Raw genomic sequence first — 26,255 nt, forward strand, 5'->3', positions numbered from 1 at the left:
GCGCGGCGGGGGCCACCAGAGGAACGCCGCGCACGCACCGCCTCGGGGAGGAGGCGCATGATGCCCGCATCCATCGTGGCCGGGTTCGACGACTCGCGGTCGGCGTGGTCGGCGCTCGGCTGGGCGGCCGCCGACGCCGCCCGCCGGGGGCTGCACCTGCGGATCGTGCACGTACGCGAACCCTGGTGCGCCGAGCACCCGATGGACGCCTCCGTCGAGACCGACACCCTGACCGCCCGCTGCGAGAGCATGCTGGCCGGCGCGGCCGCCCACGCCCGCGACACGGCCCCGGACACGCCGATCTCGACCGCGCTGGTGACGGGGGCGGTGACGGAACGGCTGGTGACCGAGTCCGAGGCGGCCGACACCGTCGTGGCGGGCAGCAGAGGGCTGGGCGGGTTCGCCGGGCTGGTACTGGGCTCGGTCGGGCTCGGCCTGGCCGCGCACGCCGCGTGCCCGGTGGTCGTGGTCAGGCGGCTGCCCCGCGCGCCCACCGGCGAGGTCGTCGTCGGGTACGACGGGTCGCCGGCGGCCGAGCGCGCCCTGGAGTACGCCGCCAAGCAGGTCGTCGCCCGCCAGGGACGCCTGCACGCGCTGCACGGCCTGCGCAGCCCGCCCGCCGCCCCGCACCCCGTCGGCTTCGGCCCGATCATGGTGGACGACGGCGACGACATCGCCCGCCGCCTCGCCGAATGGCGCGAGGCGCACCCCGGCGTCGAGCTGTCGGTGTCGATGAGCTTCGAACACCCCATCGCGGCCCTGTCGGCGGCCTCCCGCACCGCCGACCTCGTGGTGGTCGGCTCGGTGGGGCTCAGCGGGCTGCCCGCGAACCGGCTCGGCTCCGTCGGCCACAGCGTCCTGCACCGAGCCCACTGCCCGGTGGCCGTGGTCCCCGGCCCGAGCGCCGCAGCCCAGCCTTAACCCTGGCGGGGGCGTACCACCGCGACAGGGCACACCGCGTGGTGGAGCAGGCCGTGGCTGACCGAGCCCAGGACGGCGGAGGTGAAGCCGCCGCGGCCCCGCGAGCCGACCACGACCAGCTCGGCGGAGGCGGAGGCGTCGGCGAGGGCGGCGACCGGGTGCGCATGCACCTGCGAGCCGTCGAAGCGCACGTCAGGGTACTCCCGGGCCCAGGACGCGAGCCGCTCCTGCGCGGCGGCGCGATCCTCCTCGAAGGAGTCGGTGAACAGGTCGGCGAACTGCGGGCCGTAGGTGGCCAGGATGGGCTGCGACCAGGCGTACACGGCGAGGATCCCGGCGTCCCTGGCCCTCGCCTGCGCGACGGCGTACCGCATGGCCTCGCCGGCGGTCGCGGAGCCGTCGTCGCCCACCACGATCCTGCCGTGCTCGGGCGCGGCGGCGCCCGCCCGTACGACGACCACCGGCCCCTCGGCGTGCCCCGCGACGGCGAGGCTCACCGAGCCGAGCGCCAGCCCCGCGAACCCGCCCACGCCCCGGCTGCCCAGCACCACGCAGTCACCGGTCACCGCCTGCCCGAGCAGCGCCTCGACCACGTTCCCCTCGAGCAGCTCGGTCTGCACCTCCAGGGCGCCCGCCGCGCGGGCCCGGTCGGCGGCGGACTCCAACGTGCCCGCACAGTACTTGAGCCCCTCGGCGCCCCGCTTCTGCTCGCACACGTGCACGAGCCGCAGCGGCAGGCGCCTGCGCCGGGCGTCGGCGGCCGCCCACTCCACGGCCGTGTGCGCAGGCGTGGAGCCGTCCACGCCCACCACGATGGGTCCGCTCACGTGCTCACTCCTCAGTACGTCAGTCGGGCTCAGTACGTCAGTCGGGCTCAGTACGTCAGTCGGGTTCGGTACGTCAGTCGGGCGGGATGCGCGGTCGCATGACGGTCGCCGGGGTGACCGCGACCGGGCACCAGGCGTGCAGCAGCGCGCTCTGGGTGACCTGCCCGAGCAGCAGGCAGGGCGGGGAGTCGTTGCCCCGGTTGCCGAGCACGAGCAGCGCCGCGTCCTTGGTCGCGTCGAGCAGCGCACGCTGGGGGCGTTCCGTGACGAACCGCGCGGCCACCGGCACGTCGGGCCGCCTGCGCGCCAGATGCGCGGTGACCTGGTGGAAGCGCGCCTCGGCGCCGGCCCGCAGCGCCCGGGAGTCCACGAACGGCAGCGGCTCGGGCCACGATGCCGAACCGCAGTCGCTCCAGCAGCACAGCACCGTCACGCTGCCGAGCCGCAGCGCGGCCTCGTCCAGCGCGAACTCGACGGCCGCGAGGGCGGCGGGCGAGCCGTCCAGGCCGACCACGATCCGCGCGTCCTGGCCCGACTGCGCCTCGAACTGGGACGGGATGACGACGACCGGCCGAGAGCAGTGCGCCGGCACCTGGACGGCGGCCGACCCCACCGGCAGGCCCTCGAACCCGCCCTGCCCGCGCGACCCCAGCACCGTGATCTCCGCCTCGTGCGCGCTCTCCAGCAGCACGGCGGCGGGGGTGCCCGGCTTCACCAGCGGCCTGACGTCCAGCTCGGGGGCGAGCTCGCGGGCGCGGCGGGCGCCGTCCTCCACGACGCCGCGGGCGACCTGCTCGATCTGCGCCATGACCTCGTCGGAGACGGGCCGGAGCGCGTACGGCCAGTGCAGCGCATGGCAGACGAGCAGGGGCCGGTTGCGCAGCCGCGCCTCCTCGACCGCCCAGGTCAGGGCATGCCTGCTGGCGGGGGAGTCGTCGTAGCCGACCAGCACGGCCCGGCCATCGCTCATCGCCTGCCTCCCGGTGAGTACCCGTCGCGGTCCGGCTGCCCAGAGGCGGAGCCGCGAGCCTCACGGGACGGTAAAGGCTCGGCCGCGCCATGCTTGCCCCGAGCCGCGTTTGCCGGGAACGCCCCCGGTGAGGGGACCGGAATGAGCGGTCTCGTGATCGTGGGCACCGACGGCTCCGCTCCCGCCGCCGCGGCGGTCGAGTGGGCCGCCGACGACGCCCTGCGTAAGCGCGCCGAGCTGCGCATCGTGCACGCGCTCGACCGCGGGCCCTACGCCATCACCGGGGTGGCCGTCCCCGGGCCCTACGTCATCGCGGGAGCGGACGTCCCCGAGCTGGACGAGGCGCTGAGACGCGCGGCGGCGAAGGTGCTGGAGGCGGCCGAGGCCACCGCGCGCGCCCGGCGGCCCGAGGTGCCCGTCACCACGCGGGTCGTCGACGGGACGCCCGCCGCCGTGCTCATGGACCAGGCGCGGGACGCGGACGAGCTGGTCGTCGGCGACCGCGGGCTAGGCGGCTTCACCAGGGCGCTGCTCGGGTCGGTGACGATGAAGGTGGCGGGGCAGGCGCCGTGCCCGGTGGTCGTGGTGCGTGACGGCCCCGGTGATCGTACAGGCGATGGTACGGGTGAGATCGCCGTCGGCGTCGACGGCTCCGAGAGCTGCGAACCGGCCATCGCCTACGCCTTCGAGCAGGCCGCCCTGCGCGGCGCCACGCTCCACCTGGTCCACGCGTGGGAGGTGCCGGTCCACGCGTTCGCGCCCGAGATCTCCTACGACGCGGACGAGGTCCGCGCCGCCAAGCAGGAGCTGGTCCGCGCCCGCACCGAGCGGTGGCAGGCGGAGCACCCCGAGGTGCCCACCGTCATGGACATCCAGTGCGCGCACCCCGTGGACGCCCTCACCGCCACCCCGTGCGACCTGGTGGTCGTCGGCTCCCACGGCCGGGGCGCGATCGGCGCGCTGCTGCTCGGCTCGGTCAGCAGAGGCGTGCTGCAGCACGCGCGCGGCACCGTGGCGGTGGTGCGCCCACCGGCGTGAGCACGGGACCAAAGGCGGTCGCCCGCGGGACTTCCTACCCGGGCGCCGGGGCCTGCGACAGGGGAGGGTGAGAGCAGGAAGGAGGGGTCATGAACATCGAGTCGCTGACCGCGTCGCAGGTGATGAGCAGGGTCCTGGTGGTCGTCACGCCGGACGAGTCGCCGCTGATGGCATGGGAGCTGATGCGCAGGGCCGACGTGCACCACCTGCCCGTCGTGGAGAACCGGCACGTGCTCGGCATCCTGAGCCGTGAACACCTGGCCGCCTCCTGGTCGGGCAGCCCTGAGGAGCAGTCCACCCGTCCCGTGCGGTCGTTGCTGCAGCGCGGCCCGCTGCCCCGGGTACGCCCTGACACGCCGCTGCCCAGGATCGCCGCCCTGATGCTCGACGCCTGCTGCGACGCCGTGCCCGTGCTGTCGAGCGACGGGCTGGTCGGGTTGGTCACGGCCAGGGACGTGCTGTCGGCCGTCGCAGGGCGCGCCAGGCCGGAGGCCGGTCCGGGTGAGGTCGTGACCGGAATGTTCCACCTTGAACCCGTCCTTCCCGGCGGGAAGCGCTGAAGGAGAGGTGACGTCATGCCGATCCCCGTCAAGGACGTCATGGGCCGGGTGGCCATCGCCGTCCTGCCGGACGCGACGTTCGCGGAGATCGTGGCCGCGATGAGACGGTACGCGGTCGGCGCGGTGACCGTGATCGACGCGGAGCGGCGGCCGATCGGCGTGGTCTCGGAGGACGACCTGCTGCTCAAGGAGGTCGATCCGGTACGGCACCGCGTGTCGATGTTCGAGTCGCGCACACAGCGGCACGAGCACGACAAGGCCGCCGGGGTCACCGCGGGCGAGCTGATGACCTCGCCGGCGATCACCGTCACCCCCGAGACCCCCGTACGCGGTGCGGCCCGGATCATGCACGCCAAGCGCATCAAGCAGCTACCGGTGGTCGACGAGGAGACCGGCCGGGTCGTCGGCACCCTGCACCAGCGCGACGTGCTGCGGGTCTTCACCCGGCCGGCCGCCGACCTGGAGCGGGACGTACGCGCCGTGCTCCCGGATGACGGCTCGTTCACCGTCCAGGTGGACGCGGGCGTGGCGCGGATCGGCGGGCGGGTGCGCCGCAGGTCGCAGGCCGTCGCGCTGACCGAGGCCGTCCGCGCGGTCGAGGGCGTGGTGGACGTGGCCTGCGACGTGACCTACGACGACGACGACCTCATCGGCGTCCCGCCGCTGCTGTGACCGGGGGGAGGCAGGTGATGGGCGGACACATCGTGCTCGGCTACGACGGCTCCGACTTCTCCATGCAGGCCCTCGACTGGGCGCTCGACGAGGCCGAGCTGCGCAACCTGCCGCTGCTGGTCGCGCACGCCTGGCAGTGGCCGTACGGCAAGGCGGACGAGGAGGCCAAGTCCCACCTGCGCAAGGCGGCCGAGCACGTGGTGTGGCACGGCGCCGACTGCGCCCGGCACACCAGCGCCGGCGTCAATGCCGAGACCGACCTGTACGAAGGGCCGGCCGCCGAACGCCTGATCGAGCTCTCCCGCGACGCCGAGCTCGTCGTGGTCGGCTCGCGGGGGCTCGGCGCGCTGCCGAGGGCGGTCGTCGGCTCGGTCGCCGACCGCACCGCCCTGTACGCCGCCTGCCCCGTCATCGTCGTCCGCGGCCCTGGGCCGCTGCCTCTCGCGCCCAGCCCAGGGCCCGTCGTCGTGGCCGACCCCGAGCCGGGCGCCGCCGTCCTGGAGTTCGCCGGCCAGGAGGCGCTCCTGCGCCAGGTCGGGCTGGCCGCCCAGAGCGACCTCACGGAGTGGTCGGCCAGCCATCCCGGCGTACGGATCGAGCCCGCCGGCCACGCACCGGCCACGCTCATGGTCGTCCGCCGCGCCACCGCCGCCCGCGACGGCCTCGCCCGCCACCTCCTCCAGCACGCCCCCTGCCCCGTCGCCGTGGTGGGCGCGGGGACGGACGCCGGTCACTAGCCGAGCCACTAGCCGAGTCACGAGCCCGTCGCGGGCGGGCAGGTGGGCGCCGGCCACTGACCGGAGTGGGCGCTGCGGAGGCTCCGGCTAGTCGGTCTTGGCGGGTGTGCGGGTGAGGCGGGCGTCCAGCGTCCGCACGCCCTTCTCGTGCGCGATCCCCTCGAACAGGCTCCTGGCCTCCTCCCAGACGGCTCTGGCCGTGCCGTGGTCGCCCGCCGCGCCGTGCGCGTCGCCGAGATCCTTGAGCGCGTGCGCCAGGTACGGCACCCAGCCACGTGTGCGCCACATCGCGACCGAGCGTTCGAGGGTGGAGATGGCGCCGGCCACGTTCCCCTCGGCCAGGTCCAGCCGGCCGAGCACGGCCAGCGAGTCGGCGACGTAGTGGCCGTAGTTGCCCTCCTCGCTGTAGGCCAGCGTCAGCTCCGCGGTGGCCCTGGCCCGCTCGTCGCCGACGGCGGCGTACAGCTTGGCCAGATACAGCAGCGAGAACGTCTCCTGGTAGCGGTAGTTCGCCCGCCGCGCCATCTCCCGCGACCTCTCCAGCAGCTCCTGCCCGCCGGCGAAGTCGCCGCAGAACGCCTTCGCCGCCCCCAGGAACTGCATGATGGTCGTCCTGTAGTGCGGGTTGCCGAGCGCCTCGGCCACCTTCGTCGCCCGCTCCAGCACGGAGTGCGCCGCCCGCGGGTCGTCCTCGCCGTGGATGATCGCCATCACGTGCAGCGCCCGCGCCTGGCCGCCGAGGTAGTCCGCCTCGACGGCCGTCCGCAGGGCCCGCTCGGCCAGGGCGAGCGCCTGCGCGCTGCCGTTGCCGTCGGCGGTCATGCTCCAGGCCAGGCTGGCCAGCGCGTCGGAGATCCCGATCGGGTTGTCCAGCTCGGTCCACAGGTCGAGGAGCCGCGTGGCGCCGGTCCGCATGCTGATCATCGCCGGCCCCTGGCCGGGCGGCGAGTTCCAGGTGGTGACCTCCAGCAGGCCGCGCATCAGCACGCCCTCGCCGCGCCTGTCGCCGGTCTCGCGGCAGAGCGCGAGCGCCTGCTCGTGCATCCGCTGCCAGCCGTCGTACAGGCCGCGCGCGTTGAGGTACTTCTCGGTGGAGCCCGCGAGGTCCCACGCCAGCTCGGTCAGCCGCGCCTCGCACGCCTGCGCGACCCCCGCCATCAGCGCGGCGTGCTCCGCGCCGAACCAGGCCATGTGATCGGCCACCAGCGGGCCCGAGAACCGCGCGGGCAGCCGCCAGCGGGGCGCCTCGCTGTGGATGGACGCGTAGCAGGAGCCCGGCACGCGCTCCGCCGCGACCTCCGCCAGCGCCAGCCACGCGCCCAGGGCCCGCCGCAGCGCGGCCTGGCGCTCGGGCTCGGGGTCCTCGCGCTGGGCGCGTTCGCGGGCGTACAACCTGATGAGGTCGTGGAAGCGGTACCTGAGCCGGCCGGTCTCGTCGGGCCCGGTCTGCGCCAGCAGATGCGTGTCGACCAGGGTCTCCAGCTCGCGCTCCGCCTGGCGTACCGAGACGTCGAGCAGCGCCGCCACCGCCCACGAGGCGAAGTCGGGCGCGTCGAGCAGCCCGGCCAGGCGGAAGGCCCGCTGCGCGCCCGCGGGCAGCATCCGGTAGCTCAGCTCGAACCCCGCGCGCACGTCGAGGTCGCCCGCCACCAGCTCGTCGAGCCGGTGGCGCTCCTCGCCGAGCACGCCGGCGAGGTGCGACAGGCTCCAGTGCCTCCTGCTGAGCAGCCTGGCCGCCGAGATGCGGACCGCCAGCGGGACCCGCCCGCACAGCCGCATGATCTCCAGAGCCGCGTCCATGTCGTCCTTGACGCGGTCGTCGCCGACGATGCGCTTGAGCAGGTCGATGGCCTGGCTCGCGGGCAGCACGTCCAGCTCCAGCAGGCTCGCGCCCTCCAGGCCGACCAGCCGGACCCGTCCCGTGAGCAGCACCGCCGTGCCAGGCGCCCCCGGCAGGAGCGGCCGCACCTGCTTCTCGCCCGCGACGTTGTCGAGCAGGATGAGCATCCTGCGGCCCGCCATGCAGCTACGGAAGAGCGCCACGCGCTCTTCCAGGGACTCGGGGATGCCGTGAGTGCTGACGCCGAGCGCGAACAGGAAGCGGCTGAGCACGTCCTCGGGGCGGGCCGGGTCGGAGGAGGCGCCGCGCAGGTCGGCGTAGAGCTGGCCGTCGGGGAAGCGCTCGGCGATGCGGTGCGCGACGTGCACGGCCAGCGTCGTCTTCCCCAGGCCGCCGATGCCCGCGATGCTGGCGATGGCGACGGTGCCGGGCCGCGGCCTGGTGAGGACGTCGGTCAGGTGCAGCACCTCGTCGTCCCTGCCGGTGAAGTCAGCGATGTCCGGCGGCAGCTCGGCCGGCGTCGGAGCCGCCCGCGTAGCCGTTGCCGTGACCTGGGCGGGCGCTTCGGCGGGCTCCTCGGCCGGCTCGGCGGGCGGCGTCGTGCCGCGCGGCTCCAGGTCGAGCGAGGGGTCCTGGGTGAGGATCCGGTGATGCAGGTCCTGCAGCTCCTCGGCCGGGTCGAGGCCGGTCTCCTCGACCAGGGTCGCGCGGGCGCGGGCGTACTCGGCGAGCGCGTCGGCCCGCCGCCCACACCGGTACAGCGCCAGCATCAGCTGCGCTCGTAACCGCTCCTGCAGCGGGTACGCGGCGGTGAGCGCGGTCAGCTCGCCCAGCAGCCCAGCATGCCGGCCCAGCCGCAGGTCCACGGCGATCCGCGACTGCAGCACCGACAGACGGACCTCCTCCAGCCGCGTGGCCTCGGCCGCCAGCATCGGCACGTCCACCAGCCCCGCGAACGCGGGCCCGCGCCACAGGTCGAGCGCCTCCCGCAGCAGCCGGCTGGCCTCCGCCAGGTCGCCCGCGGCCTCCGCCGCCTGCCCCGCGCCGGCCAGCTCCTCGAACCGGGTCGCGTCCAGCTCCTCCGCGGCCACCGGCAGCAGGTAGCCGGCATGCTGGCGGACGACGAGGTCCGGCGCGCCCAGCCGCCGCCTGAGCCGGTGGATGTACGTCTGCACGTTCTTCGTGGCGCTCTTCGGCGGGGTGCTGCCCCACAGCGCCATGACGAGCTGATCCTGCGACACCGGGTGATTGGCATGGCACAGCAGCACCGCCAGCAGCACCCGTGACTTGGGCGTGCCCACATCGAGCCGCGCGCCGTCGCGCCACACCGCCAGCGGACCAAGTATTCCGAACTCCATGGCGCCCCCTCGGTCGGGACGCACTGTAAACCTTGACGGAGCGCTTCGTCGCTTCTTCCGGGATATAGAAATTATTGCGATCCGGCCGGGAGCCCGACCCTCAGCCGTGGCGGGCGACCGGCTGGGTGGAGACGGCGTCGAGGACCGCGTCGCCGTGCTCGCGCGCCCACTCCGTCAGCACGTGGATCGGCTCGATCAGCGTCGCACCGAGCGGCGTCAGCTCGTACTCGACCCGGGGCGGCGCCTCCGCGTACGCCTGCCTCCGCACGAGCCCGTGCGACTCGAGGCGCCGCAGCGTCTGGGTGAGCACCTTGCGGGAGATCCCGCCGATCAGCTCCACCAACTCGCCGTGACGCACCGGGCCCGCGCTGAGACCGGCGAGCACCACCACCGTCCACTTGTCGGCGATCAGCTCGACCGCCAGCCGCCCCGGGCAGTCGGCGAGGAAGAAATCGCAGGAACCGCTCATGGAGCCAAAGGTACCTGGCGGTTCCTATCGGATACCTAGCGTTGATTCCGCCACCTCCATCTACAGGCAGGAGAGTCATCATGCGCGTCATCACCCAGCGGCGGCTCGGCGGCCCTGAAGTGCTCACACTCGAAGAGGCCCCCGCGCCTCGGGCCATGCCGACCGAGGTGCTGGTCCGGGTCGAGGCGGTCGGGCTGAACCCGCTGGAGGCGCGGCTGCGGGCAGGGGAGTTCCCGCTGCTCGGCGCGCCACCGTTCGTCCTCGGCTGGGACGTCAGTGGCGTCGTCGAGGAGTCGCTCAGCTGGCGGTTCAGGCCCGGCGACGAGGTGTTCGGCATGCCGCTCTTCCCCCGTGCGGCGAACGCGTACGCCGAGCTCGTCGCCGCCCCCGCACTGCACCTGGCGCTCAAGCCGGCCGCGCTCTCGCACGTCGAGGCCGCGGCGCTGCCCGTCGTCGGCCTGACGGCGTGGCAGGGCCTCGTGGACGTCGGCGGCGTGACAGCGGGCGACCGCGTCCTGGTGCACGGCGGCGGCGGTGGCGTCGGGCACGTCGCGATCCAGATCGCGAAGGCGCTCGGCGCGTACGTGATCACCACCGCCGGCGGAAGCAAGCGGGCCTTCGCCGAGGGACTGGGAGCGGACGAGGTGATCGACTACACGACGACCGACTTCGCCGAGCAGGTCCGCGACGTGGACGTGGTGCTCGACACGATCGGCGGCGACGCCGTCGAGCGGTCGCTCGGCGTGCTGCGCCCCGGCGGCCACCTCGTGACGGCGGTCGCCGAGGAGGACGCCGGGCTCGCGGCGGCCTACGAGGCGGCCGGGATGCGCTTCAGCGGCATCGCCGTGGAACCTGACCCGATCGCCCTGCACCGCCTGGCCGACCTCGCCACCCAGGGCCGCCTCCGGGTCCACGTCCAGGAGACCTTCCCCTTCGACCGCGTCACCGACGCCCACCGCCTCCTGGACACCGGCCACCTCCAGGGCAAACTCGTCCTAACCCCCTGACAGCGCTGACGGGGATGATCACCTCCCGCCATCCCCACCCCTGGCCCCCTGTCGCACGCACCCACTGAAAGTCCGCGTGCGGCCACCCTGCGTGCGGCGGGATTGGGTGGGGCGGAGCTGCGTGCGGCGGATCGGGGGGCTTCTGGGGCTTGTCCGGATGCGGCGGTTTGGCTCCCGGGTGTCTGCTTACTGTCTGTGTCGTGTTCGTTTCCAGCGCCAGCCTGGGTCGGGGTGACGGGCGCGGGTGAACGTGGTCATCGCGGCTGTGAACGCGGCCCGGTCTGCGGCCCGGTCTGCGGCCTGGTCTGCCGCCCGGTCTGCGGCCTGTGATGGGGGCGGCGGGTGCGTGCTGGCGGGTGGTGGGTTCGGGAAAGCCGCCAGAGTCGGGCGGCCCAGGGGAGCGGCGTGTGTGGGCAGCCTGGTCATCAGCCAGTAGGTTCCGCCCAGAATGCCGGCTGTGCCCGCGATGGCCGTCAGCGCGATCAGGGCCGTCGACGGGTGGTCGGTGGCGGAGCTCTTCGAGTCGTGGGGAACGGTGCTGTTGCGGGGTGCGCTGGCTGCGTCAGTGGCGCCAGCCTCAAGGTGCGTCGCGCCGGGGCTCAAGTCGGTCGCTCCGGGCTCCGATCTTGTGGTGCCGGGCTCTCGTTCTGCGACGCCGGGCTCTGGTCTTGTGGTGCCGGGTTCTGCTCTTGTGGTGCTGGGATGTCGTTCCGTGACGCCGGGCTCTGCTCCTGCGAGGCCGGGTTCTGCTCCTGCGAGGCCGGGTTCCGCTCCTGCCAAGCTGGGTTCTGGTCCTTTGGGGCCGGGTGATGCCCCTGTAGTGCCGGGTTCGGGTCTGGTGGTGGCGGGGTCTGGTTTTGTGGGTTTGGGGGTGTGGGCCTGGGGGGTTTGGGGGGAGTGGGTCTTCTGGGGTGGCTTGTCGTTTGCGGTCCGTGTGTGTGGCTGCTGGGCGCCGCGCAGGGTTCTGCCCGTGCCGGTTCTCGTGCCGCCACGAGGGCGCTCGCGGCCGATGCGGGCTCGTGGTGCGGCGTTCTCCCCGTCGTCGTCGTCATCATCGCTGCCGCCATCGTCGCTGCCGTCGTCATCGTCATCGTCATCGTCGTCGTACGCGGCGACGTGCAGGACCGCCGCGGACGGCGAACCGGCGTCCGGCCAGATGGCCGGGAGTGGAGCGTCGGCGAGGGCGAGAACGATCGCGATCACCGGCAGCCGCCACCGCAGTCCTCGCACCACCGCACGCTCCTCATCTGTCGACTGTGCTCCACCATGAACGCCGGTGGTTGGACCAAGGTGAGGCCCGGATGAGAACGCCCTCATGTGCATGCGGCTCAGCCGAAGGCGCCGCCGTGATCGGGCCGAAGAGACCGAGCCGATATTCCTACTGGCTTGATTGGGTATAGTTCTCCATCAAACCTACGGAAATAATCGGAAAGCCTGCGATATGTGCCCTGAATGTGCCAGAGTCCGGTCATGAGCCTGGACGAGCTGCGCCCCATGAGCGCTCGTGCCCACTCTCCGATGACGGCCGCCCTCTCGACCGCGCGCTGGATCAGGTCCGCCGCCGTGGACGACGAGCACGGCAGGCACTGGCGGGCCAACCCCGACCGGCACGGCAGGCCGGCGCTGCCGCCGCGGCCCCGGTCCCTCTACTCGGGAGCGGCCGGGATCGTGCTGTTCTTCCTGGAGCTGGCCGCAGCCACCGGGCACGACGCGTACCTGGAGGACGCGCGGAGCGGCGCGCAGTGGCTGGCCGCCACCTGGCGGCAGGACGACGACCTGACCCTGCACCACGGGCTGACCGGCACGATGATCGCGCTGATGGAGGCCGGCTGGGCGCTCGGTGACGACCGGCTCGACGCCGAGGCCGCGGCGATCGCCGAGTCCATCGTCGAGCGCGGCCGCACCCGCGTGGACGGCCTCGGCTGGACGTTCGACCCCGCGCAGAACGGTGACGGCGGCATCGTGCTCGGGCTGCTGCGCGCCGCCGCCCGGTTCGGCGAGCCCGCGTACGAGGCCGCGGCCGTCGGCGCCGGCCTGCGTATCGCCGGGCTGCCCGTGCCCGGCAGCCGGCACGGCGGACTCGACGGCCTGCCCTCCGACGCGATCACCCCCGGCTTCCTCGCCGGCTCCGCCGGCATCGCCTTCCTCATGGCCCGCCTGTACGGGGTGAGCGGCGACGAGCGTTTCCTGCGCGCCGCCCGCAGCGGGGCCGGCTTCGTCCGCGAGGTGAGCGTGACGGCCGACGGCCGGGCGCTGGTCCCCCACCACGTGCCCAGCTCGGGTGAGCTGTACTACGCCGGGTTCTGCTCCGGCGCGGCCGGCGTGGCCAGGATGTTCTACGAGCTGCACCGGGTGACGGGCGACCTCGACGACCTGGACTGGGTGGAGCGGCTGGCGCACGGCGTGGTCGACAGCTCGGCCCCGCCGCGCCGCACCCCCGGCTACTGGAACTCGGCCTGCCAGTGCTGCGGCACGGCCGGGCTGGTGGAGCTGTTCGTCGGGCTCTGGTCGGTCACGGGGCGCGCCTCCTGCCTGGAGTTCGCCCGTACGCTCGCCGCCGACCTGGTGGCCAGGGCCGACGACCACGACGGGCGCGGCTACCGCTGGTACCAGGCCTACCGCCGGGTCAGGCCCGGCGAGGTGAGCGCGGACACCGGGTACATGGTCGGCGCGGCCGGCATCGGCGCGGCCCTCCTCCATCTGGACGCGGCCGGTCAGCCCGACCAGGCGCGCCGGGTGCTCCTTCTGCCCGACAACCCGTTCCCCGTCCTCCCGATCCCCCGCATCACCACCCAGAACGGCTGACCTCTGCGAGCGGTTGCCCGGCGATCATCCCGGCGCGGCGTACCGGGATCTCAGCTCTCCGCCAGCAGGATGACGCTGTCGTGCGCCTCCAGCACCAGCTCGGCGTCCTTGGGCGGGTTGAGCCGCACGCCGTAGGCCGGGGCCTCCTGGCTGTGGTCGTGCAGGCGGTAACCGAGGGCGGTCTCGCCGCGCCGGCGCGCCGATTCGAGCACGGTGGCGAAGTTCGCCGCGACGCCCGGCCGCACGTAGGAGGAGGCGGGCTTGAGGTAGATCTCCGAGGGGCGCGCGGCCCTCGTCAGGGCCTGGTGCCGGTGTGCTGCGGGCGAACACCGGTATGGCGCCCGATAAGGTCGCTGCATGACCGCGCCCACGTCTCCCTGCGTCGCGCTCCACGCCTCCCCGCCGGCCGGCCCCTTGGACGACCCGGTACGCGCCGCGCTGCTCGGAACGCACGCTCACCTCGCGGAACAGCGCGGCAGGGTGCTGCGCTACCCGCTCGACGTCTCCCCGTTCGTGTCGCTGCCGCCCGACCCGGGCCCCGCCGACTGGGCGGACGCGGCGGCGCTGGCCGGCGCGGACGGCACCGTGGTGATGACCGGCCCGGCCCCCGCGCCGCCCGCCGACGTGGCCGAGTCCATGCTCATCCCCGGCGTCCAGCTCACCGGCGAGCACGTCGCCGGGGCACACGACGACGCCGTGGTACGCCTGGGGCCCGCGGACGTGCCGGAGATGCTCGACCTCGTCGCCCGCACCCAGCCGGGGCCGTTCCTGCTCCGCACCGTCGAGCTCGGCGTCTACCTCGGCATCCGCCGCGGCGGCGCCCTCGTGGCGATGGCCGGCGAGCGGTTCCGCCCGCCCGGGTGGACGGAGATCAGCGCCGTCTGCACCGACCCCGCCCACCAGGGTCAGGGGCTGGCGCGGCGGCTGGTGCTCGCGATCGTCGCGGGCGTCAAGGAGCGCGGCGAGCAGCCGTTCCTGCACGCCGCCGACACCAACACCGGCGCGATCCGCCTGTACGAACGCCTCGGCTTCCGGCTGCGCCGCCCGGTCGAGTTCCGCGTGGTGAAGCTACCGCCGTCCGCCTGACACCCGGCTCGGCGGAGGCGAGCCGTCCGGCCGCCTGTCTCCCGGGCGGCGGCTCAGAGGGAGGCGAGGAGGGACAGTTTCTCCGCGCTGCCGGTGCCGGCGTCGGGGTGCATGACGACGAGCGTCTGGCCCGGCGCGCCGTCGAGGCTCAGCCGCTCGCGGTTCAGCCACAGCTCGCCGACCTGCGGATGGTCGAGGTTCTTGGGCGTGCCCGCGCACGTGTTGACGTCGTGGCGGGCCCACAGCCGGGCGAAGAGCGGGCTGGCCAGCGACAGCTCGCCGACCAGCTCGATGAAGCGGGGGTCGTCGGTGTCGGTGCCCACCGACTTGCGGAACCCGGCGACCATGCCCGCCGCGCCGTCCTCCCACCGGGGGAGCAGGGCCTGCTCGGCGGGATCGAGGAACATGTCCCGCAGCCGGTTGCGGCCCGCCACGAGCCGCGGTGACACGGCGGTGGCGAGGGCGTTGGCGGCCAGCACGTCGAAGTAGCGGCCCTCCACGTACGCGGGGAACGGCATCGTGCCGATCAGCTTGGCGACCCCTGGCGGCACGGTCTCCTTGCGGGCGCGCCGCCGTCGCCGCCCGGGCTGCTTGGCCCCGAGGCGCAGCAGGTAGGCCGTGGCGTCGTCGTCGAGCAGCAGCGCGCGGGCGAGCGACTCGAGGACCTGCGGCGAGGGGTTGCGGTCGCGGCCCTGTTCGAGCCGCAGGTAGTAGTCGGTGCTGATGCCCGCGAGCATCGCGACCTCCTCCCGGCGCAGCCCGCGCACCCGCCGCACGCCGGTGGCGGGGATACCGGCCTGGCCGGGGGTGACGAGCTCCCGGCGAGCGCGTACGTAATCGCCCAGAAGGTTCATGACTCCCACGGTACGCGGTGCCGATGCGGCCGTGCCTGGCCCTGCCGCCCCCAGGATGACGGGGGCTCTGGTTGTGTCACCGCGTGCCCGGCAGCCTCGTGTCCTGCACGAAAACCGCAGATGAGCGAGGAGCATCGAGCATGTCGACGTACGTACTGGTCCACGGAGCCTGGCACGGCGGGCAGTGCTGGGAGCGGGTCGTCCCGCTGCTGGCCGAGGCGGGGCACCGGGTGTTCGCGCCGTCGCTGACCGGCCTCGGTGACAAGGTCCATTTGCGCGGCCCGGAGGTGAACCTGGACACCCACGTCGATGACATCGTGAGCCTGCTCACCGAGCAGGACCTCACCGACGTGATCCTGGTGGGCCACAGCTACGCCGGGCTGGTCATCACCTCCGCCGCCGACCGCGTGCCCGAGCGCGTCGGCCGGCTCGTCTACCTCGACGCCATGGTCCCCGAGGACGGCGAGAGCGCGCTGGACGTGCAGCCCATGACGCGGGCGCTCATCGAGCGCGCGGCCGAGACGGAGCCCGGCTGGTTGGTGCCGCCCATGCCCGAGATGCCGCCCATGGGGCTGTTCGGGGTCACCGACCCGGCCGACGCGGCGTGGCTGCGGGAGATGCTGACGGACCAGCCGGTGGGCTGCTTCGTGCAGCCGGTACGGCTGACCGACCCGGCCCTGCGCCTCATCCCGCGGACCCACATCCACTGCGTGGCCGGCGTGCCCGAGGGGATCGAGCGGCGGCCTGTCCCGGCCTCCGCGCAGGTGTGGGAGCTGCCGACGGGACACGACTGCATGATCACCATGCCGGCCGAACTCACCGAGCTGCTGCTCAAGCTGTGACGCAGGTGGCGCCGGCGATCACGTCGCCGCCGTTGGCGAGCACCACGGGCCGCCCGCGGGGAACACGTTGAAGATGATCGGCGCGAGGGTGGTGTACAGGGCGAGGATCACCCACCGCTTGACAGAGCGCCCGTAACGATTCTCATGGCTTGACCCGTCGCCCGATGACCGCGATCGGCCACCTGAGAATCGCCCGCGCACACGGCAGCGTTACAGCGCCGCCCCGGCCGGGGCGGCGCTGTAACGTGCTCAGCCCAGCCTGGCGGCCAGCAGCGAGGTCAGCCCGTCGACGGTGACGCTCTCCAGCTCTGCCACCACCGCCCCGTGACCGTCGCCCAGCGCGGCGCCGTCCTCGGGCACGGCCACCACCAGGCAGCCCGCGGCCAGCGCGGACGCGACGCCGGGCACCGAGTCCTCCAGCGCTACACAGCCGCGCGGATCGACGCCCAGCCGCCGCGCCGCCGTCAGGTACGCTTCGGGGTCCGGCTTCGGCCGGCTCACCTCGTCGCCGCAGACCACGACCTGGAACGTGCCGGGGTCGAGCTGGGCCAGCACCTCGTCCACCAGGACGCGGTGGCTCGACGTCACCAGCGCCGTGGGGATGCCCCGCCGGCGTACGGACTCGACCATGGCCTGCGCGGCCGGCCGCCACGGCACGCCGAGGGCGAACAGCTGCCTGGTACGTTCCAGCAGCCATGCCGCCGACTCCGCGGCGTCCGCCGCGATGCCCAGGTCGTCGTGGAGGAGATGCGCGGTGTCGCGCAGGTTCTTGCCGACCACCTGGCGGCGGATCTCGGGCCGCAGCTCGCCGCCGAGCCGGGCGGCCAGGCCGGCGAGGCTGACGTCCCAGAGGGGCTCGCTGTCGAACAGGGTGCCGTCCATGTCGAACAGCACCGCTTCCATCCCGGCCGTCTTCACGGTCAACGCAGTGCCTCGGCCAGCCAGCGCTGCACCGTGCGGGGGTCGTCGCCGGTGGTGCCGTCCACGCCGAGCTCGACCCAGTGGCGCAGGTCGTCCTCGGTGCGGGTGGGCCAGCCGTGCACCGGGAAACCCTCGTCGTGCAGCCGCCTGACGACGTCGGCGGTCAGCCCCTCGCCGCCGCTGTGGATGCGGCTGGAGCCGGTGTCCTTGAGCAGCTGCCGGTAGCCGCCGGGGTGGGCCTCGGCGGTGGTCCACTTGGAGACGATGATGCCGCGCGGGATGTCCGGCAGCTTCTCGGCCACCGTGGCCATCGCCTCGACCGAGAAGCCGGTGAGGATCGTGCGCTCGGCGTACTCGGGATGCTGGGGGAAGAAGTCGGTCAGGCCGTCGATGGCGGCCAGGTCCTTGATCTCCAGCTGCACGAACCTGGTCGTCGCCTGATACATCTGCTCCAGCGTGGGCACCCGCTCACCCCCGCCCACGTCCACCGCGCTGATCTGCGCCCAGGTCAGCTCGGCGACCGGCCCCAGGCCCTGGCCTTCGGGCCCGGCGGCGGTCCGGTCGAGCGTCGCGTCGTGCAGCATGAACAGCTGCCCGTCCGCGCTGATGCGGACATCGGTCTCCAGCTCGTCGACCCCGACCTCCTCGGCCACCCGGTAGGACGCGATGGTGTTCTCGGGTGCTTCGGCCATGGCGCCGCGGTGTCCGACGATGGCAAATGCCACGATCTTCCTTCCTCGTTTCTTCTCTTTGTCCGTGACGTCCCGTGGGGGGCGGCCGTCGGAGCGGCGGCACGAGAGGTCCGAAATCAGGGCGCCACCAGCCGGTGATACTTCGGCATCACCCGCTGGACGGCGGGGTCCAGGTTGCGCATCGCCTCGCGCAGCGTCTCGGCGGGGTCGGCGTTGGCGGAGTAGACCTTCTGCAGGACGATCAGCATCTCGGAGATCGTCTCGTTGACGTAGCGACGCATGACGTCCGCCTGGCGGGCCCGGCTCAGCTGGTCCTGGGCCACCTGGTACTGCGGCGACTTGGCGTTGCGCTCCTTGATCTTCGGCGAGTTGAGCGAGCTGGTCGTCACCGGGAGATAGCCGGTGTTGAGGCTCCACTCGGGCGCACCCGTGCCGGCCAGGTACTTGACCAGCTCCCAGGTGGCCTGCTTGCGCTCCTTGGCCGCGTTGCGCATGATCGCCAGGCCGCTGCCGCCGGTCGGCACGCCGGGCTGGTCCTGCTCGGGCAGGAAGGCCGCGCCGATCTCGAACGTGGCCGCCTTGAGCAGCGAGGTGAGCGCGCCGGTCGAGTTGCAGATGGTCGCGGTCACGCCGGCCGCGAAGTCGGCGTTCACGTCGCTGGTCAGGTAGGCCATCTTGTCGTCGTGGATGAAGGCCCGGTCGAACTCCAGCGCGGCGACCGTCTGCTCCGACTCCAGCATCGGCGTCATGCCGTCGGAGTACGCGCCGCCGAAGGCCCAGGACGAGCCCTGGAAGTACCAGTCGTCCTTGCCGGTGTAGGCGCGCATCCTGATCGGCGCGCCCTTGTGCTTGTAGCCCTTGAGCTGCTGTCCCCACTCGCGCAGTTCGGTGAAGGTCTTGGGGCCGCGGTCGGGCAGACCGGCGCCGGCGAAGATCTCCTTGTTGTAGTAGAACAGCGGCGTCGAGCGGGCCCAGGGCAGCCAGAAGATCTCGTTCCTGATCGTGCCCTCGGCCAGGAACGTCGGGTGGTAGGCGTCGGGGCGGAAGCCCGCGTCGAAGTAGCCGCTCAGCGGCTCCAGCGCCTCGGCGAGGTAATAGCGGTTCCAGTTCACGTCGCTGAGCGTGACGAGGTCGGGCACCTGCGCCACCGCGAAGCTGGCGGCCAGCTTCGAGTCGAGCGCCGGGTAGCCGGGGAACAGCTGGATCTCGCAGTAGATGTCCTGCTGTGACGCGTTGAACCCGTCGATGATCGTCTGCAGGACCTCGGCGTTGTGCGCGGTGAACGCGCTCCACAGCACCACCCGCTCGCGGCGGGCGAACTTGTCCGGCACCTGACCGCTCACCTGGGCGTACTCGCCCTCCTTGCGGCCGGCGCAGGCGCTCAGCGCCAGGCCGGCCGCGGCCGCGGTGGCGGCGGACAGGAGCCGGCGACGGCTGAAACTCGGTCCCGTCACGCTGCTTCCTTTCTCAAGTACGTGATGCTCATCGGCGCAGCGCGCTCCCGGCCAGGCCGGCGACGATGTAGCGCTGCGCCAGCAGGAAGACGATGGTCACCGGAAGGACGACGAACAGGGTCCCGGCCATCAGGGCGCCCCAGTCGTTGATGCCGTCGTTCTCCTTGAGGTAGAGCAGCCCGATCGGCAGCGTCCGCATGTTGACCGAGTTGGTGACGATCAGCGGCCAGACGAAGTTGTTCCACTCGTCGATCAGGGCGATGAGCCCGACCGTGATGATCGCCGGCCGCGACATCGGCAGGATGAACGACCAGATCGTCCGCAGGTGCCCGGAGCCGTCGATCTGCGCCGCCTCCAGCACCTCGTACGGCAGCGACCGGAAGAACTGGTGGAGCAGGAACGTGCCGAACGCCGAGGCCACACCCGGCAGGATGAGGCCGGCGTAGGTGTTCAGCAGGTTCAGCTGGCCCACGGTGATGTAGTTGACCAGCAGCGTCACGTGCCCTGGCACCATCAGCGCGCCGAGCATGAAGACGAACAGCCAGCGCTTGCCGGGGAAGGGCAGGAAGGCGAAGGCGTAGGCGGTGAAGACCGCCAGCACCACCTTCAGCACCGTCCCGACCGCGGCCACCACGACCGAGTTGACCAGGAACTGCCCGAACGGGGCCAGCTCCCAGGCGGTGACGAAGTTCTCCAGCGTCAGCGACTGCGGGATCAGCCGCATCGGCCAGGTGTTGATGTCCTCGTTGGTCTTGAACGCCGTGGTGACGAACAGGTAGATCGGGAGGAGGAAGATCAGCGCGGTGACCACCAGGCCGAGCACGCCCCACCAGGGCGTGCGCCGGGAGGCCGGCGACTTGGGGCGGGTGGGCTCGGTGGCCGCCGCGGTCGGCATGACCGTCATCAGTAGTGAACCCTCCGCTCGACGAATCGGAACTGCAGGACGGTGATCGCCATCAGCACCACGAACATGATCATGGAGGCCGCGCTGGAGACACCGACGTTGGTGCGGTTGAACGCCTCGTCGTAGATGAACCAGCTCAGCGTGGTCGTGGAGCGGGCGGGCCCGCCGCTGGTCATCATGGCGATCACGTCGAACGCCTGGAAGGCCGAGATCGTCTGGGTGATGACCAGGAAGAACGTGGTGGGGGAGAGCAGCGGGAAGATCATGCGCCGGAACTGCGTCCACCGGCCGGCGCCGTCGATCCTGGCCGCCTCCAGCACCTCCGAGGGGATCTGCTGGATGCCCACCAGGTAGACGATCGCGACGAAGCCGAGGCCCTTCCAGATGGAGACGATGATCAGCGCCCACAGCGCCCATGAGTCGTCGTTGGTCCAGGCCGGCGAGGTGGCGCCGAACGCCTCGAACACCATCCGGCTCAGGCCGTGGTTGGGGTCGAAGATGAACAGCCAGATGGTCGCGATCGCCGCCCCTGACAGCACGTGGGGGGCGAAGGCGAGCGTCTGCACCGAGGTGGTGCCGCGTATGCGTTGCGCGAACAGCATCGCCAGCGCCAGGCCGAGCACCAGGGTCACGACCACGACGACGACCACCCACACCAGCGTGCGGAGCAGTACGTCGGGGAATGACCAGCTGCTGAACAGGGCTTGGTAGTTGAGGAACCCGGCCCACTCGGCCGCCGGCGAGATGAAGTCCCAGGTGGTGAAGCTGAGGTAGATGTTCTGGATGATCGGCCAGTACGCGAAGACGGCGATCAGCACCAGGTTGGGCATCGCGAAGGCGGCGAACAGCAGGTAGCCACGCCGGCGACGGCGTGCCGCAGCCTGTTGGCCGGACGCCTTCTGCCCGGTGTCGTCAGGCCGGCGGGCGCTGACGGAGAGTGCCGATCCCGATTCGAGATCGCTGACTCCACTGCTCACGGGCTACCACCCATCGCGTCGGGAACGAACGTGTGCCGACTTTACTGGCGGTTAAGTGCTCGATTCTGGTCATTTGGTGCCTAATCTGTGACCATTGCGCGAACGTTTCCATCACATGTGCAAGGGTGTCAGCAGATGTCGAGCGTGTTTCAAGGTCGTGCCTTCGACCGTCAGCAGCGCATCCTCGGTTACGTCCGCAGCGAGGGCCGTGCCGTCGTCTCCGAGATCGCCGACATGTTCGCGATCTCGCCCGCGACCCTGCGCAGGGACCTGCGGGCGCTGGAGGCGCAGCGGCTGATCGTCCGCTCGTACGGCGTCTTCTACCCCACCGACATCGGCCGGTACGAGACGCCGTTGGAGCACCGGCACAAGGCCAAGACCCAGGAGCGGGTGGCGATCGCGGAGGCGGCGACCGCGATGATGGCCGACGTCGGGACCGTGTTCATCGACGAGGGCGCCCTGCCGGAGGACCTGATCGGGCCGATGCGCCGGCTCAACAGGATGACGGTGGTGACCCGGTCGGTGACCGTCGCCGCCGAGCTCGGCCGGCACTCCGACCACGACGTCATCATCGTCGGCGGGCGGCTGCGCCCGGCGACCATGGGCACCGTCGACAAGTGGGCCACGGCGATGCTCGCCGAGCTGAACGTGGACCTCGCGGTCATGGGCACCAACGGCGTGTCGATCGAACGCGGGCTGACCACTCCCGATCCGACGGTGGCCGCGGCCAAGACGGCGGCGCTGCAGGCGGCCCGCCAGTGCGTGCTGGTGTGCGAGCACACCAGGTTCGGCGTGGCCAGCTTCGCCAAGTTCGGCGAGCTCGACCAGGTGACCTGGGTCGTCACCGGCAAGCAACTGCCCAGGGCGGCGGCGCAGCGCTACGGGGAGGCCGGCCCCAAGATCCTGCGCGTCTGACCAGGACCCGCCCCGGACACCTGAGGGCCGCGGACTAGGGATAACCCTGGGCCGGGCCCTGACGTCGGGCCGGTCGTACGGGAGGACACTGAGGCCCTCAGCGGCCCGGTAGGGGTGGCCGGGCCGTCCCCGTCAGCGGAAACCGGCCGAATCGAGGCAACGATGCCGAACGAAGAGTTTCTCGCGCCCTCAGGACTGCCCGAGCCCTTCCCGTCCGTCGCCGACGACGTCATGGCCCGCGCCGCCGGCGCGGTCACCGACGCCGCGCTGCGGGACGTGACCAGTCCCATCCGCGACGCGCACGGCGAGCTCGAAGACGCGCTGATGCGCATCCACCGGGAAGGCCGTCCCGGGGCCCAGGACGTCGACAGCTTCCTGCGGCCCAGCGGCGCCGTCCAGGCCGTCGCCATCGGGCTCGGCGAGCCCGGCTCGGCGTTCGCGCCGGGGGAACCGGCGCTCACCGTCTACACCGCCGAGCCCACCGAGACGAGCACGGCACGCGAGATGGTGGTGGACGGGCTCGGCGTCTCCTCCGCGCGCGACGTCCCCATGATGGTGCGCCACGGCGTCTTCGACGCGCAGCCGCACCGCTTCCGCATCCGCCCGGCGCCCGGCGGCGTCTCCACCGGCCACACCGCGGTCACGGCCGGCACGCTCGGCTGCCTGGCCGTCGGCCGCAGCGCGCCGCGCAACCAGCGGCTGATGCTGCTCAGCAACAACCACGTGCTCGCCGACGAGAACAAGGCGTCGCTGAACGACCCCATCGTCCAGCCGGGCTCGTTCGACGGCGGCACCTCGCCGGCCGACCAGATCGCGGTGCTCGAACGCTTCCGCCCGATCGCCTTCGGCGGCGCGCCCAACCTGGTGGACTGCGCGGTCGCCTGGTGCTGGCCCGAGCGCGTACGCCGTGAGCTGACCTACGTCTGGGGCGGCGGCCAGGCGTTCTTCCGCATCTCCTCCGCGCCCGTCGCGCCGGCGTTCAACATGGTCGTCGGCAAGACCGGGCGCACCACGCAGCTCCGGCAGGGGGTGATCAACGGCCTGGCCTGGTCCGGGTTCGTGAACTACGACAGCGGTCCCGCGTTCTTCACCAACCAGATCGCGATCAGGCCCATCGGCGCGCCCGAGTTCAGCGCGGGCGGCGACTCCGGCTCGATCGTGTGGGCGTGGAGCGGCGCGCTCCCGCCCGTGGGCCTGCTGTTCGCCGGGAGCACGTCCCAGACGCTGGCCAACCCGATCCGGCTGGTTCTGGACGCACTCGACATCAACCTCCACACCTGACGCGGCCGTACGATGCCGGGGTAGGGGAGGCGTCTTCCTGAGGAGCCGCTCATGGCCGATGACCAGAACTTCGAGCCCCCTGGGCAGGTGGAGGGCGGGCTGCCGGAGCACACCGTGTTCACCGCGGACCTGCCCGACGCCACGCCCATCGCCGCAGCGGTCGAACGGGTCGCCGAGAAGTGGCTGGGGGTGCGCGGCGTCGAGGCGGTCACGCACGTCCAGGGGCCGGGCGGCGCGGACGTCGTCCAGGTGATGGTCCGGGATCAGGCGGCACTCGACCGGCTCGCCTCCCGCCTGCCGTCGGACGTGGACGGCTTCCCCGTCACGGTGGAGATCAGCGGCACGTTCCGCGCTCAGTGACGGCTCAGTGACGGCTCAGTGACGGCTCAGTGACGCCTCAGTGACATCCGGGGCCGGGCCCTCGCCCGGCCCCGGCCCACTGGCCCGGCGGCTGACCTCCGCACTCAGGTCCAGGCGACCGGTACGCTCACCGGGCCCGCGATGATCTGGCCGGTCTTGCGCTGGAGATCCTCCGCCGGTACGGCGAGCCTGAGGGTGGGCAACTCGCGGAGCAGCACGCTCATGGCCGCCGATATCTCGGTGTGGCTCAAATGGCGTCCGATGCAGTGGTGGGCGCCGTGGCCGAAGGACAGGTGGCGGTTCGGGGCGCGGGTGAAGGTCATGCGGTGCGGGTCAGGGAAGACGCGGGGATCGTAGTTCGCCGTGACGTGGGACGGGATGACGAGGTCGCCCGCTCGTAAACGGGCTCCGCTCGGCAGAACGGTGTCGCGGGTCGCGCGGCGCGGCAATGCGTCCGCCGCGGCCGTGGTGAACATGCGTTGCAACTCCACCAGCGCGGGCTCCACGCTTTCGGGATGCTCGGCCAGATAGGCGTAGGCGGTCTCGTGATCGTCGTACGGGTGGGAGAGCAGAACCTGCGTGAACGTGCCGATGCTGCTGGCCGTCGTCTCCCAGCCGCCCACGAGCAGCGCGAGCGGTAATTTGAGCAATTGGTCGGGAGGCAGAGCCGCTCCCCGCGCGGCGATCGTCGACAGCAGGTCGTCCCCGGGCCTGGAGCGCCGTCGCTCGATCAGGGTCGCGAGGTAGCCGATCATTGCGAGCTGGGCGTCGGCGGCCTCTGACCGGCTGAGGGCGCTGGTGGCCAGGAACGCCTCACCCCAGGCCCTGAACCGCGACCTGTCCTGCGCCGGCAGGCCGAACAGGTCGCTGATGACGTTCAGCGCGTAGGGCAGCGCGTACGACTCCATGAGGTCCGCCGGCTCGCCCGCCTCCAGCAGGTGTGCCAGCTGCGCCGAGGCGGCGGCCTCGATCCGCGGACCGAGCCGGCGCACCGCCCGCGGCGTGAAATGGTCGGCGACGACGCCGCGCACGGCGGCGTGCTCGGCGTCGTCGAGACCGAGAATGGTGCCGTCGAGGTCGATGTCGTCCTCTTCGAGCGCCTCTTTCCGGGAGAAAGTCGCCTGATCTCTGAGCACGGTCAGCACATCGTCATAACGGGTCACCAGGAATGCCGGGGAACCGTTCGAGCGGACGACCTGATGCACGCCGTTTTCGGCCTCACGCAGCTCGTGATAAAGGGCGTGAGGATATAGGCCGGGACGATTGACCCCGTCGGGACCGAGGTCCAGCGGATGGGTGATCGGGCAGGCGGGCACGTGCGCGTTCGCTGCGGTCATCGCCGGAATTCCCCTGTTCTCGGACGGCCGCCGAGGCGGATTTTCCCGCCTGCGGCAAAAACCCCTACACGTCCGGCTCAGAATAAGAACGTGATCGCGATGACACATGTAGCGTCACGGTTGTATCGAACGAACCCTCCCGGCAAAAGCGCTCCACAAAGCTGACGACATTCGAAAATGCGCGCCGAAGCGGTTCATCAGAGCGGACGGCGCACGCGCTCCACATCGGCGCGGGCGGTCCTGGCCAGGGTCTGCTGCCGGCCTGTCACGGCTGCCATGCGCCGGTCGGAGGACCCGGCGGCCCTGCCGCAGCGGGTCGAGGCCGCCTTCAGCCGTCCCGACGGCCTGGCAGGACAGCGGCGACCCCTCCGGCCCCGAGCGGGCCGAAGGGGTCGAGGTGCGTTGAGGTCAGGCGCCGGCGGTGGCGAGGCGGGCGAGCTGGTCGTCGGTGAGCTTGACGTCCAGGGCCGGTAGCGCAGCCTCGTACTGCTGAAGGGTGCGCGGCCCGATCAGCGGGACGATGCTCGGCGCGCTCTGGTGCATCAGCCACGCGAGGACCAGCGCGTTCGGCGTCACCCCCGCCTCCGCGGCCACCTCGGCGACCGCGGCCAGCCTGGCCTCGGCGTCCGGGCCCTCGTACGGGTCCATCGCCCAGTGGCCGCGCCGCTTGGCCGGGTCGTCGTAGATGCCCTTGAGGATGGGGGAGTAGGCGACCAGCGTGAGGTCGTCGTGCGTCTCCAGGTAGTCGAGCTGCTCGTCGTCCACGATCGAGGCGTGCCGCAGCCCGGCCCGGCGGCGCAGGTAGGAGTGCTGCTGCTGGAGCGCGACCGGCGCCGGCCAGCCGTGCTGCGCGCAGAGCTGCCTGATCCGCTCCAGCCGCCAGGTCCGTACGTTGGACCAGCCGATGTGGCGGGCCTTGCCGGCCTGGACGATGCCGGCCAGCGCCTCCAGCGTCTCCTCAAGCGGCGTGGCCCGGTCGTCGACGTGCACGTAGTACAGGTCGACGTGGTCGGTGCCGAGCCGGCGCAGGCTGCCGTCGATCGCGTCGCGCAGCGTCTTGGCCCCGGCGCCGACGAAGGTGCGGTAGGCCGCGTCCCAGTCGGGCCCTTCGTCGGTCCAGACGGCGTCCAGGTCGCGGACGACGGCGCTGCCCTTCGTGGCGAGGAACACGTCGTCACGCTTGCCCGACCGGCGCAGCCAGCGGCCGATCAGTTCCTCGCTCTCGCCGCCGAGACTGCCCCGGTTCTCCCACCAGCAGTAGCAGTCGGCGGTGTCCAGGAAATTGCCGCCGGCCGCCACGTACCGGTCGAGCATCGTGACGGACTCGTCCTCCGGCGTGACGGTTCCCATGATCATGCAGCCCAGGGCGAGCCTGCTGACCTGCTCGCCGGTACGTCCCAGCTCTACGGTCTTCACGCGACTTCTCCT

The 26,255-nt window shown here is 72.3% G+C and carries 26 protein-coding genes; 13 read left to right on the top strand and 13 right to left on the bottom strand.

Going from position 1 to position 26,255, the window contains the following annotated elements; all coding sequences use genetic code 11:
- The first annotated feature begins 57 nt into the window (after positions 1-57).
- Entirely contained in the window at positions 58-921 is an 864-nt protein-coding gene (locus AB0K28_RS43100; RefSeq protein ID WP_364382035.1) for a universal stress protein, read from the top strand.
- Here AB0K28_RS43100 and AB0K28_RS43105 read toward each other — a convergent pair.
- On the bottom strand, positions 918-1,748 hold the full coding sequence (locus tag AB0K28_RS43105) for a universal stress protein (RefSeq protein WP_364382038.1): 831 nt from the start codon (positions 1,746-1,748) through the stop codon (positions 918-920). The genes AB0K28_RS43100 and AB0K28_RS43105 overlap by 4 nt on opposite strands.
- A 73-nt stretch (positions 1,749-1,821) precedes the next feature.
- Complete coding sequence (locus AB0K28_RS43110) at positions 1,822-2,718, bottom strand: universal stress protein (protein WP_364382041.1); 897 nt, start codon at positions 2,716-2,718, stop codon at positions 1,822-1,824.
- A gap of 141 nt (positions 2,719-2,859) precedes the next feature.
- Between AB0K28_RS43110 and AB0K28_RS43115 the strand changes: the two genes are divergently transcribed.
- The 4 genes from AB0K28_RS43115 (at position 2,860) to AB0K28_RS43130 (ending at position 5,725) form a co-directional block, all read left to right on the top strand.
- Positions 2,860-3,756, top strand: a complete 897-nt coding sequence (locus AB0K28_RS43115) for a universal stress protein (protein ID WP_364382044.1) — start codon at positions 2,860-2,862, stop codon at positions 3,754-3,756.
- 89 nt (positions 3,757-3,845) lie between these two features.
- Positions 3,846-4,316, top strand: coding sequence for a CBS domain-containing protein (locus AB0K28_RS43120; protein ID WP_364382047.1), 471 nt, complete (start codon positions 3,846-3,848; stop codon positions 4,314-4,316).
- Positions 4,317-4,331: 15 nt separating this feature from the next.
- A complete protein-coding gene (locus AB0K28_RS43125) occupies positions 4,332-4,988 on the top strand; it encodes a CBS domain-containing protein (protein WP_364382050.1) in 657 nt (218 codons plus the stop codon).
- Positions 4,989-5,005: 17 nt separating this feature from the next.
- Entirely contained in the window at positions 5,006-5,725 is a 720-nt protein-coding gene (locus tag AB0K28_RS43130; RefSeq protein ID WP_364382053.1) for a universal stress protein, read from the top strand.
- A gap of 87 nt (positions 5,726-5,812) precedes the next feature.
- On the opposite strand, the gene AB0K28_RS43135 is transcribed toward AB0K28_RS43130, so the two are convergent.
- Entirely contained in the window at positions 5,813-8,923 is a 3,111-nt protein-coding gene (locus AB0K28_RS43135; RefSeq protein ID WP_364382056.1) for a BTAD domain-containing putative transcriptional regulator, read from the bottom strand.
- A gap of 100 nt (positions 8,924-9,023) precedes the next feature.
- Positions 9,024-9,392 (bottom strand): helix-turn-helix domain-containing protein, encoded by a 369-nt coding sequence (locus tag AB0K28_RS43140; protein WP_345385147.1) that lies wholly within the window; start codon positions 9,390-9,392, stop codon positions 9,024-9,026.
- A gap of 80 nt (positions 9,393-9,472) precedes the next feature.
- Here AB0K28_RS43140 and AB0K28_RS43145 point away from each other — a divergent pair, with 80 nt between their 5' ends.
- The 3 genes from AB0K28_RS43145 (at position 9,473) to AB0K28_RS43155 (ending at position 13,204) form a co-directional block, all read left to right on the top strand.
- A complete protein-coding gene (locus tag AB0K28_RS43145) occupies positions 9,473-10,399 on the top strand; it encodes an NADP-dependent oxidoreductase (protein ID WP_364382059.1) in 927 nt (308 codons plus the stop codon).
- A 936-nt stretch (positions 10,400-11,335) separates the two neighbouring features.
- Positions 11,336-11,704, top strand: coding sequence for a hypothetical protein (locus AB0K28_RS43150; protein WP_364382062.1), 369 nt, complete (start codon positions 11,336-11,338; stop codon positions 11,702-11,704).
- Positions 11,705-11,869: 165 nt separating this feature from the next.
- Entirely contained in the window at positions 11,870-13,204 is a 1,335-nt protein-coding gene (locus AB0K28_RS43155; RefSeq protein ID WP_364382065.1) for a lanthionine synthetase LanC family protein, read from the top strand.
- 50 nt (positions 13,205-13,254) lie between these two features.
- On the opposite strand, the gene AB0K28_RS43160 is transcribed toward AB0K28_RS43155, so the two are convergent.
- Entirely contained in the window at positions 13,255-13,563 is a 309-nt protein-coding gene (locus AB0K28_RS43160) for a hypothetical protein (RefSeq protein ID WP_364382068.1), read from the bottom strand.
- Here AB0K28_RS43160 and AB0K28_RS43165 point away from each other — a divergent pair.
- Entirely contained in the window at positions 13,562-14,290 is a 729-nt protein-coding gene (locus tag AB0K28_RS43165; protein ID WP_364382071.1) for a GNAT family N-acetyltransferase, read from the top strand. The genes AB0K28_RS43160 and AB0K28_RS43165 overlap by 2 nt on opposite strands.
- 53 nt (positions 14,291-14,343) lie before the next feature.
- On the opposite strand, the gene AB0K28_RS43170 is transcribed toward AB0K28_RS43165, so the two are convergent.
- Complete coding sequence (locus tag AB0K28_RS43170; protein ID WP_364382074.1) at positions 14,344-15,144, bottom strand: helix-turn-helix transcriptional regulator; 801 nt, start codon at positions 15,142-15,144, stop codon at positions 14,344-14,346.
- A gap of 140 nt (positions 15,145-15,284) precedes the next feature.
- On the opposite strand from AB0K28_RS43170, the gene AB0K28_RS43175 reads away from it, so the two are divergent.
- Entirely contained in the window at positions 15,285-15,986 is a 702-nt protein-coding gene (locus AB0K28_RS43175) for an alpha/beta hydrolase (RefSeq protein ID WP_364382077.1), read from the top strand.
- Between the two features lie 249 nt (positions 15,987-16,235).
- Here AB0K28_RS43175 and AB0K28_RS43180 read toward each other — a convergent pair whose 3' ends face one another.
- The 5 genes from AB0K28_RS43180 to AB0K28_RS43200 form a co-directional block, all read right to left on the bottom strand.
- Positions 16,236-16,904 carry an HAD family phosphatase gene (locus AB0K28_RS43180; protein ID WP_364382186.1) on the bottom strand — a complete coding sequence of 223 codons (669 nt, stop codon included), beginning with the start codon at positions 16,902-16,904 and terminating at the stop codon, positions 16,236-16,238.
- Positions 16,905-16,906: 2 nt separating this feature from the next.
- Entirely contained in the window at positions 16,907-17,632 is a 726-nt protein-coding gene (locus AB0K28_RS43185; RefSeq protein ID WP_345385136.1) for a glycerophosphodiester phosphodiesterase family protein, read from the bottom strand.
- Between the two features lie 83 nt (positions 17,633-17,715).
- The gene (locus AB0K28_RS43190; protein ID WP_345385135.1) at positions 17,716-19,053 is read right to left on the bottom strand and encodes an ABC transporter substrate-binding protein; all 1,338 of its coding nucleotides are present in this window, start codon (positions 19,051-19,053) and stop codon (positions 17,716-17,718) included.
- A gap of 28 nt (positions 19,054-19,081) precedes the next feature.
- A complete protein-coding gene (locus tag AB0K28_RS43195; protein WP_364382081.1) occupies positions 19,082-19,957 on the bottom strand; it encodes a carbohydrate ABC transporter permease in 876 nt (291 codons plus the stop codon).
- Positions 19,957-20,934, bottom strand: coding sequence for a sugar ABC transporter permease (locus AB0K28_RS43200; protein WP_364382084.1), 978 nt, complete (start codon positions 20,932-20,934; stop codon positions 19,957-19,959). Before AB0K28_RS43200 ends, AB0K28_RS43195 begins: the two co-directional genes overlap by 1 nt.
- 135 nt (positions 20,935-21,069) lie before the next feature.
- Between AB0K28_RS43200 and AB0K28_RS43205 the strand changes: the two genes are divergently transcribed.
- The 3 genes from AB0K28_RS43205 (at position 21,070) to AB0K28_RS43215 (ending at position 23,490) form a co-directional block, all read left to right on the top strand.
- Complete coding sequence (locus AB0K28_RS43205; protein ID WP_345385133.1) at positions 21,070-21,849, top strand: DeoR/GlpR family DNA-binding transcription regulator; 780 nt, start codon at positions 21,070-21,072, stop codon at positions 21,847-21,849.
- Positions 21,850-22,011: 162 nt separating this feature from the next.
- Positions 22,012-23,130 (top strand): hypothetical protein, encoded by a 1,119-nt coding sequence (locus AB0K28_RS43210; protein WP_345385132.1) that lies wholly within the window; start codon positions 22,012-22,014, stop codon positions 23,128-23,130.
- A 51-nt stretch (positions 23,131-23,181) separates the two neighbouring features.
- Positions 23,182-23,490, top strand: coding sequence for a hypothetical protein (locus AB0K28_RS43215; protein ID WP_364382089.1), 309 nt, complete (start codon positions 23,182-23,184; stop codon positions 23,488-23,490).
- A 104-nt stretch (positions 23,491-23,594) separates the two neighbouring features.
- On the opposite strand, the gene AB0K28_RS43220 is transcribed toward AB0K28_RS43215, so the two are convergent.
- Both AB0K28_RS43220 and AB0K28_RS43225 read right to left on the bottom strand, forming a co-directional pair.
- Positions 23,595-24,935: a cytochrome P450 gene (locus AB0K28_RS43220; RefSeq protein ID WP_364382092.1), complete on the bottom strand. Its 1,341-nt coding sequence runs from the start codon at positions 24,933-24,935 to the stop codon at positions 23,595-23,597.
- 300 nt (positions 24,936-25,235) lie between these two features.
- Positions 25,236-26,243 carry an aldo/keto reductase gene (locus tag AB0K28_RS43225; protein WP_345385129.1) on the bottom strand — a complete coding sequence of 336 codons (1,008 nt, stop codon included), beginning with the start codon at positions 26,241-26,243 and terminating at the stop codon, positions 25,236-25,238.
- Between the last annotated feature and the right edge of the window lie 12 nt (positions 26,244-26,255).

It is taken from the genome of Nonomuraea sp. NPDC049504 (assembly GCF_040676845.1).
Lineage (GTDB): Bacteria > Actinomycetota > Actinomycetes > Streptosporangiales > Streptosporangiaceae > Nonomuraea > Nonomuraea salmonea.

Coding starts and splice junctions, on each gene's coding strand:
- AB0K28_RS43130 (WP_364382053.1), top strand. CDS start 5,006: ATGGGCGGACACATCGTGCTCGGCTACGACGGCTCCGACTTCTCCATG.
- AB0K28_RS43195 (WP_364382081.1), bottom strand. CDS start 19,957: ATGACGGTCATGCCGACCGCGGCGGCCACCGAGCCCACCCGCCCCAAG.
- AB0K28_RS43160 (WP_364382068.1), bottom strand. CDS start 13,563: ATGCAGCGACCTTATCGGGCGCCATACCGGTGTTCGCCCGCAGCACAC.
- AB0K28_RS43165 (WP_364382071.1), top strand. CDS start 13,562: ATGACCGCGCCCACGTCTCCCTGCGTCGCGCTCCACGCCTCCCCGCCG.
- AB0K28_RS43175 (WP_364382077.1), top strand. CDS start 15,285: ATGTCGACGTACGTACTGGTCCACGGAGCCTGGCACGGCGGGCAGTGC.
- AB0K28_RS43110 (WP_364382041.1), bottom strand. CDS start 2,718: ATGAGCGATGGCCGGGCCGTGCTGGTCGGCTACGACGACTCCCCCGCC.
- AB0K28_RS43125 (WP_364382050.1), top strand. CDS start 4,332: ATGCCGATCCCCGTCAAGGACGTCATGGGCCGGGTGGCCATCGCCGTC.
- AB0K28_RS43205 (WP_345385133.1), top strand. CDS start 21,070: ATGTCGAGCGTGTTTCAAGGTCGTGCCTTCGACCGTCAGCAGCGCATC.
- AB0K28_RS43210 (WP_345385132.1), top strand. CDS start 22,012: ATGCCGAACGAAGAGTTTCTCGCGCCCTCAGGACTGCCCGAGCCCTTC.
- AB0K28_RS43120 (WP_364382047.1), top strand. CDS start 3,846: ATGAACATCGAGTCGCTGACCGCGTCGCAGGTGATGAGCAGGGTCCTG.
- AB0K28_RS43170 (WP_364382074.1), bottom strand. CDS start 15,144: ATGAACCTTCTGGGCGATTACGTACGCGCTCGCCGGGAGCTCGTCACC.
- AB0K28_RS43155 (WP_364382065.1), top strand. CDS start 11,870: ATGAGCCTGGACGAGCTGCGCCCCATGAGCGCTCGTGCCCACTCTCCG.
- AB0K28_RS43135 (WP_364382056.1), bottom strand. CDS start 8,923: ATGGAGTTCGGAATACTTGGTCCGCTGGCGGTGTGGCGCGACGGCGCG.
- AB0K28_RS43140 (WP_345385147.1), bottom strand. CDS start 9,392: ATGAGCGGTTCCTGCGATTTCTTCCTCGCCGACTGCCCGGGGCGGCTG.
- AB0K28_RS43220 (WP_364382092.1), bottom strand. CDS start 24,935: ATGTGTCATCGCGATCACGTTCTTATTCTGAGCCGGACGTGTAGGGGT.
- AB0K28_RS43100 (WP_364382035.1), top strand. CDS start 58: ATGATGCCCGCATCCATCGTGGCCGGGTTCGACGACTCGCGGTCGGCG.
- AB0K28_RS43145 (WP_364382059.1), top strand. CDS start 9,473: ATGCGCGTCATCACCCAGCGGCGGCTCGGCGGCCCTGAAGTGCTCACA.
- AB0K28_RS43115 (WP_364382044.1), top strand. CDS start 2,860: ATGAGCGGTCTCGTGATCGTGGGCACCGACGGCTCCGCTCCCGCCGCC.
- AB0K28_RS43215 (WP_364382089.1), top strand. CDS start 23,182: ATGGCCGATGACCAGAACTTCGAGCCCCCTGGGCAGGTGGAGGGCGGG.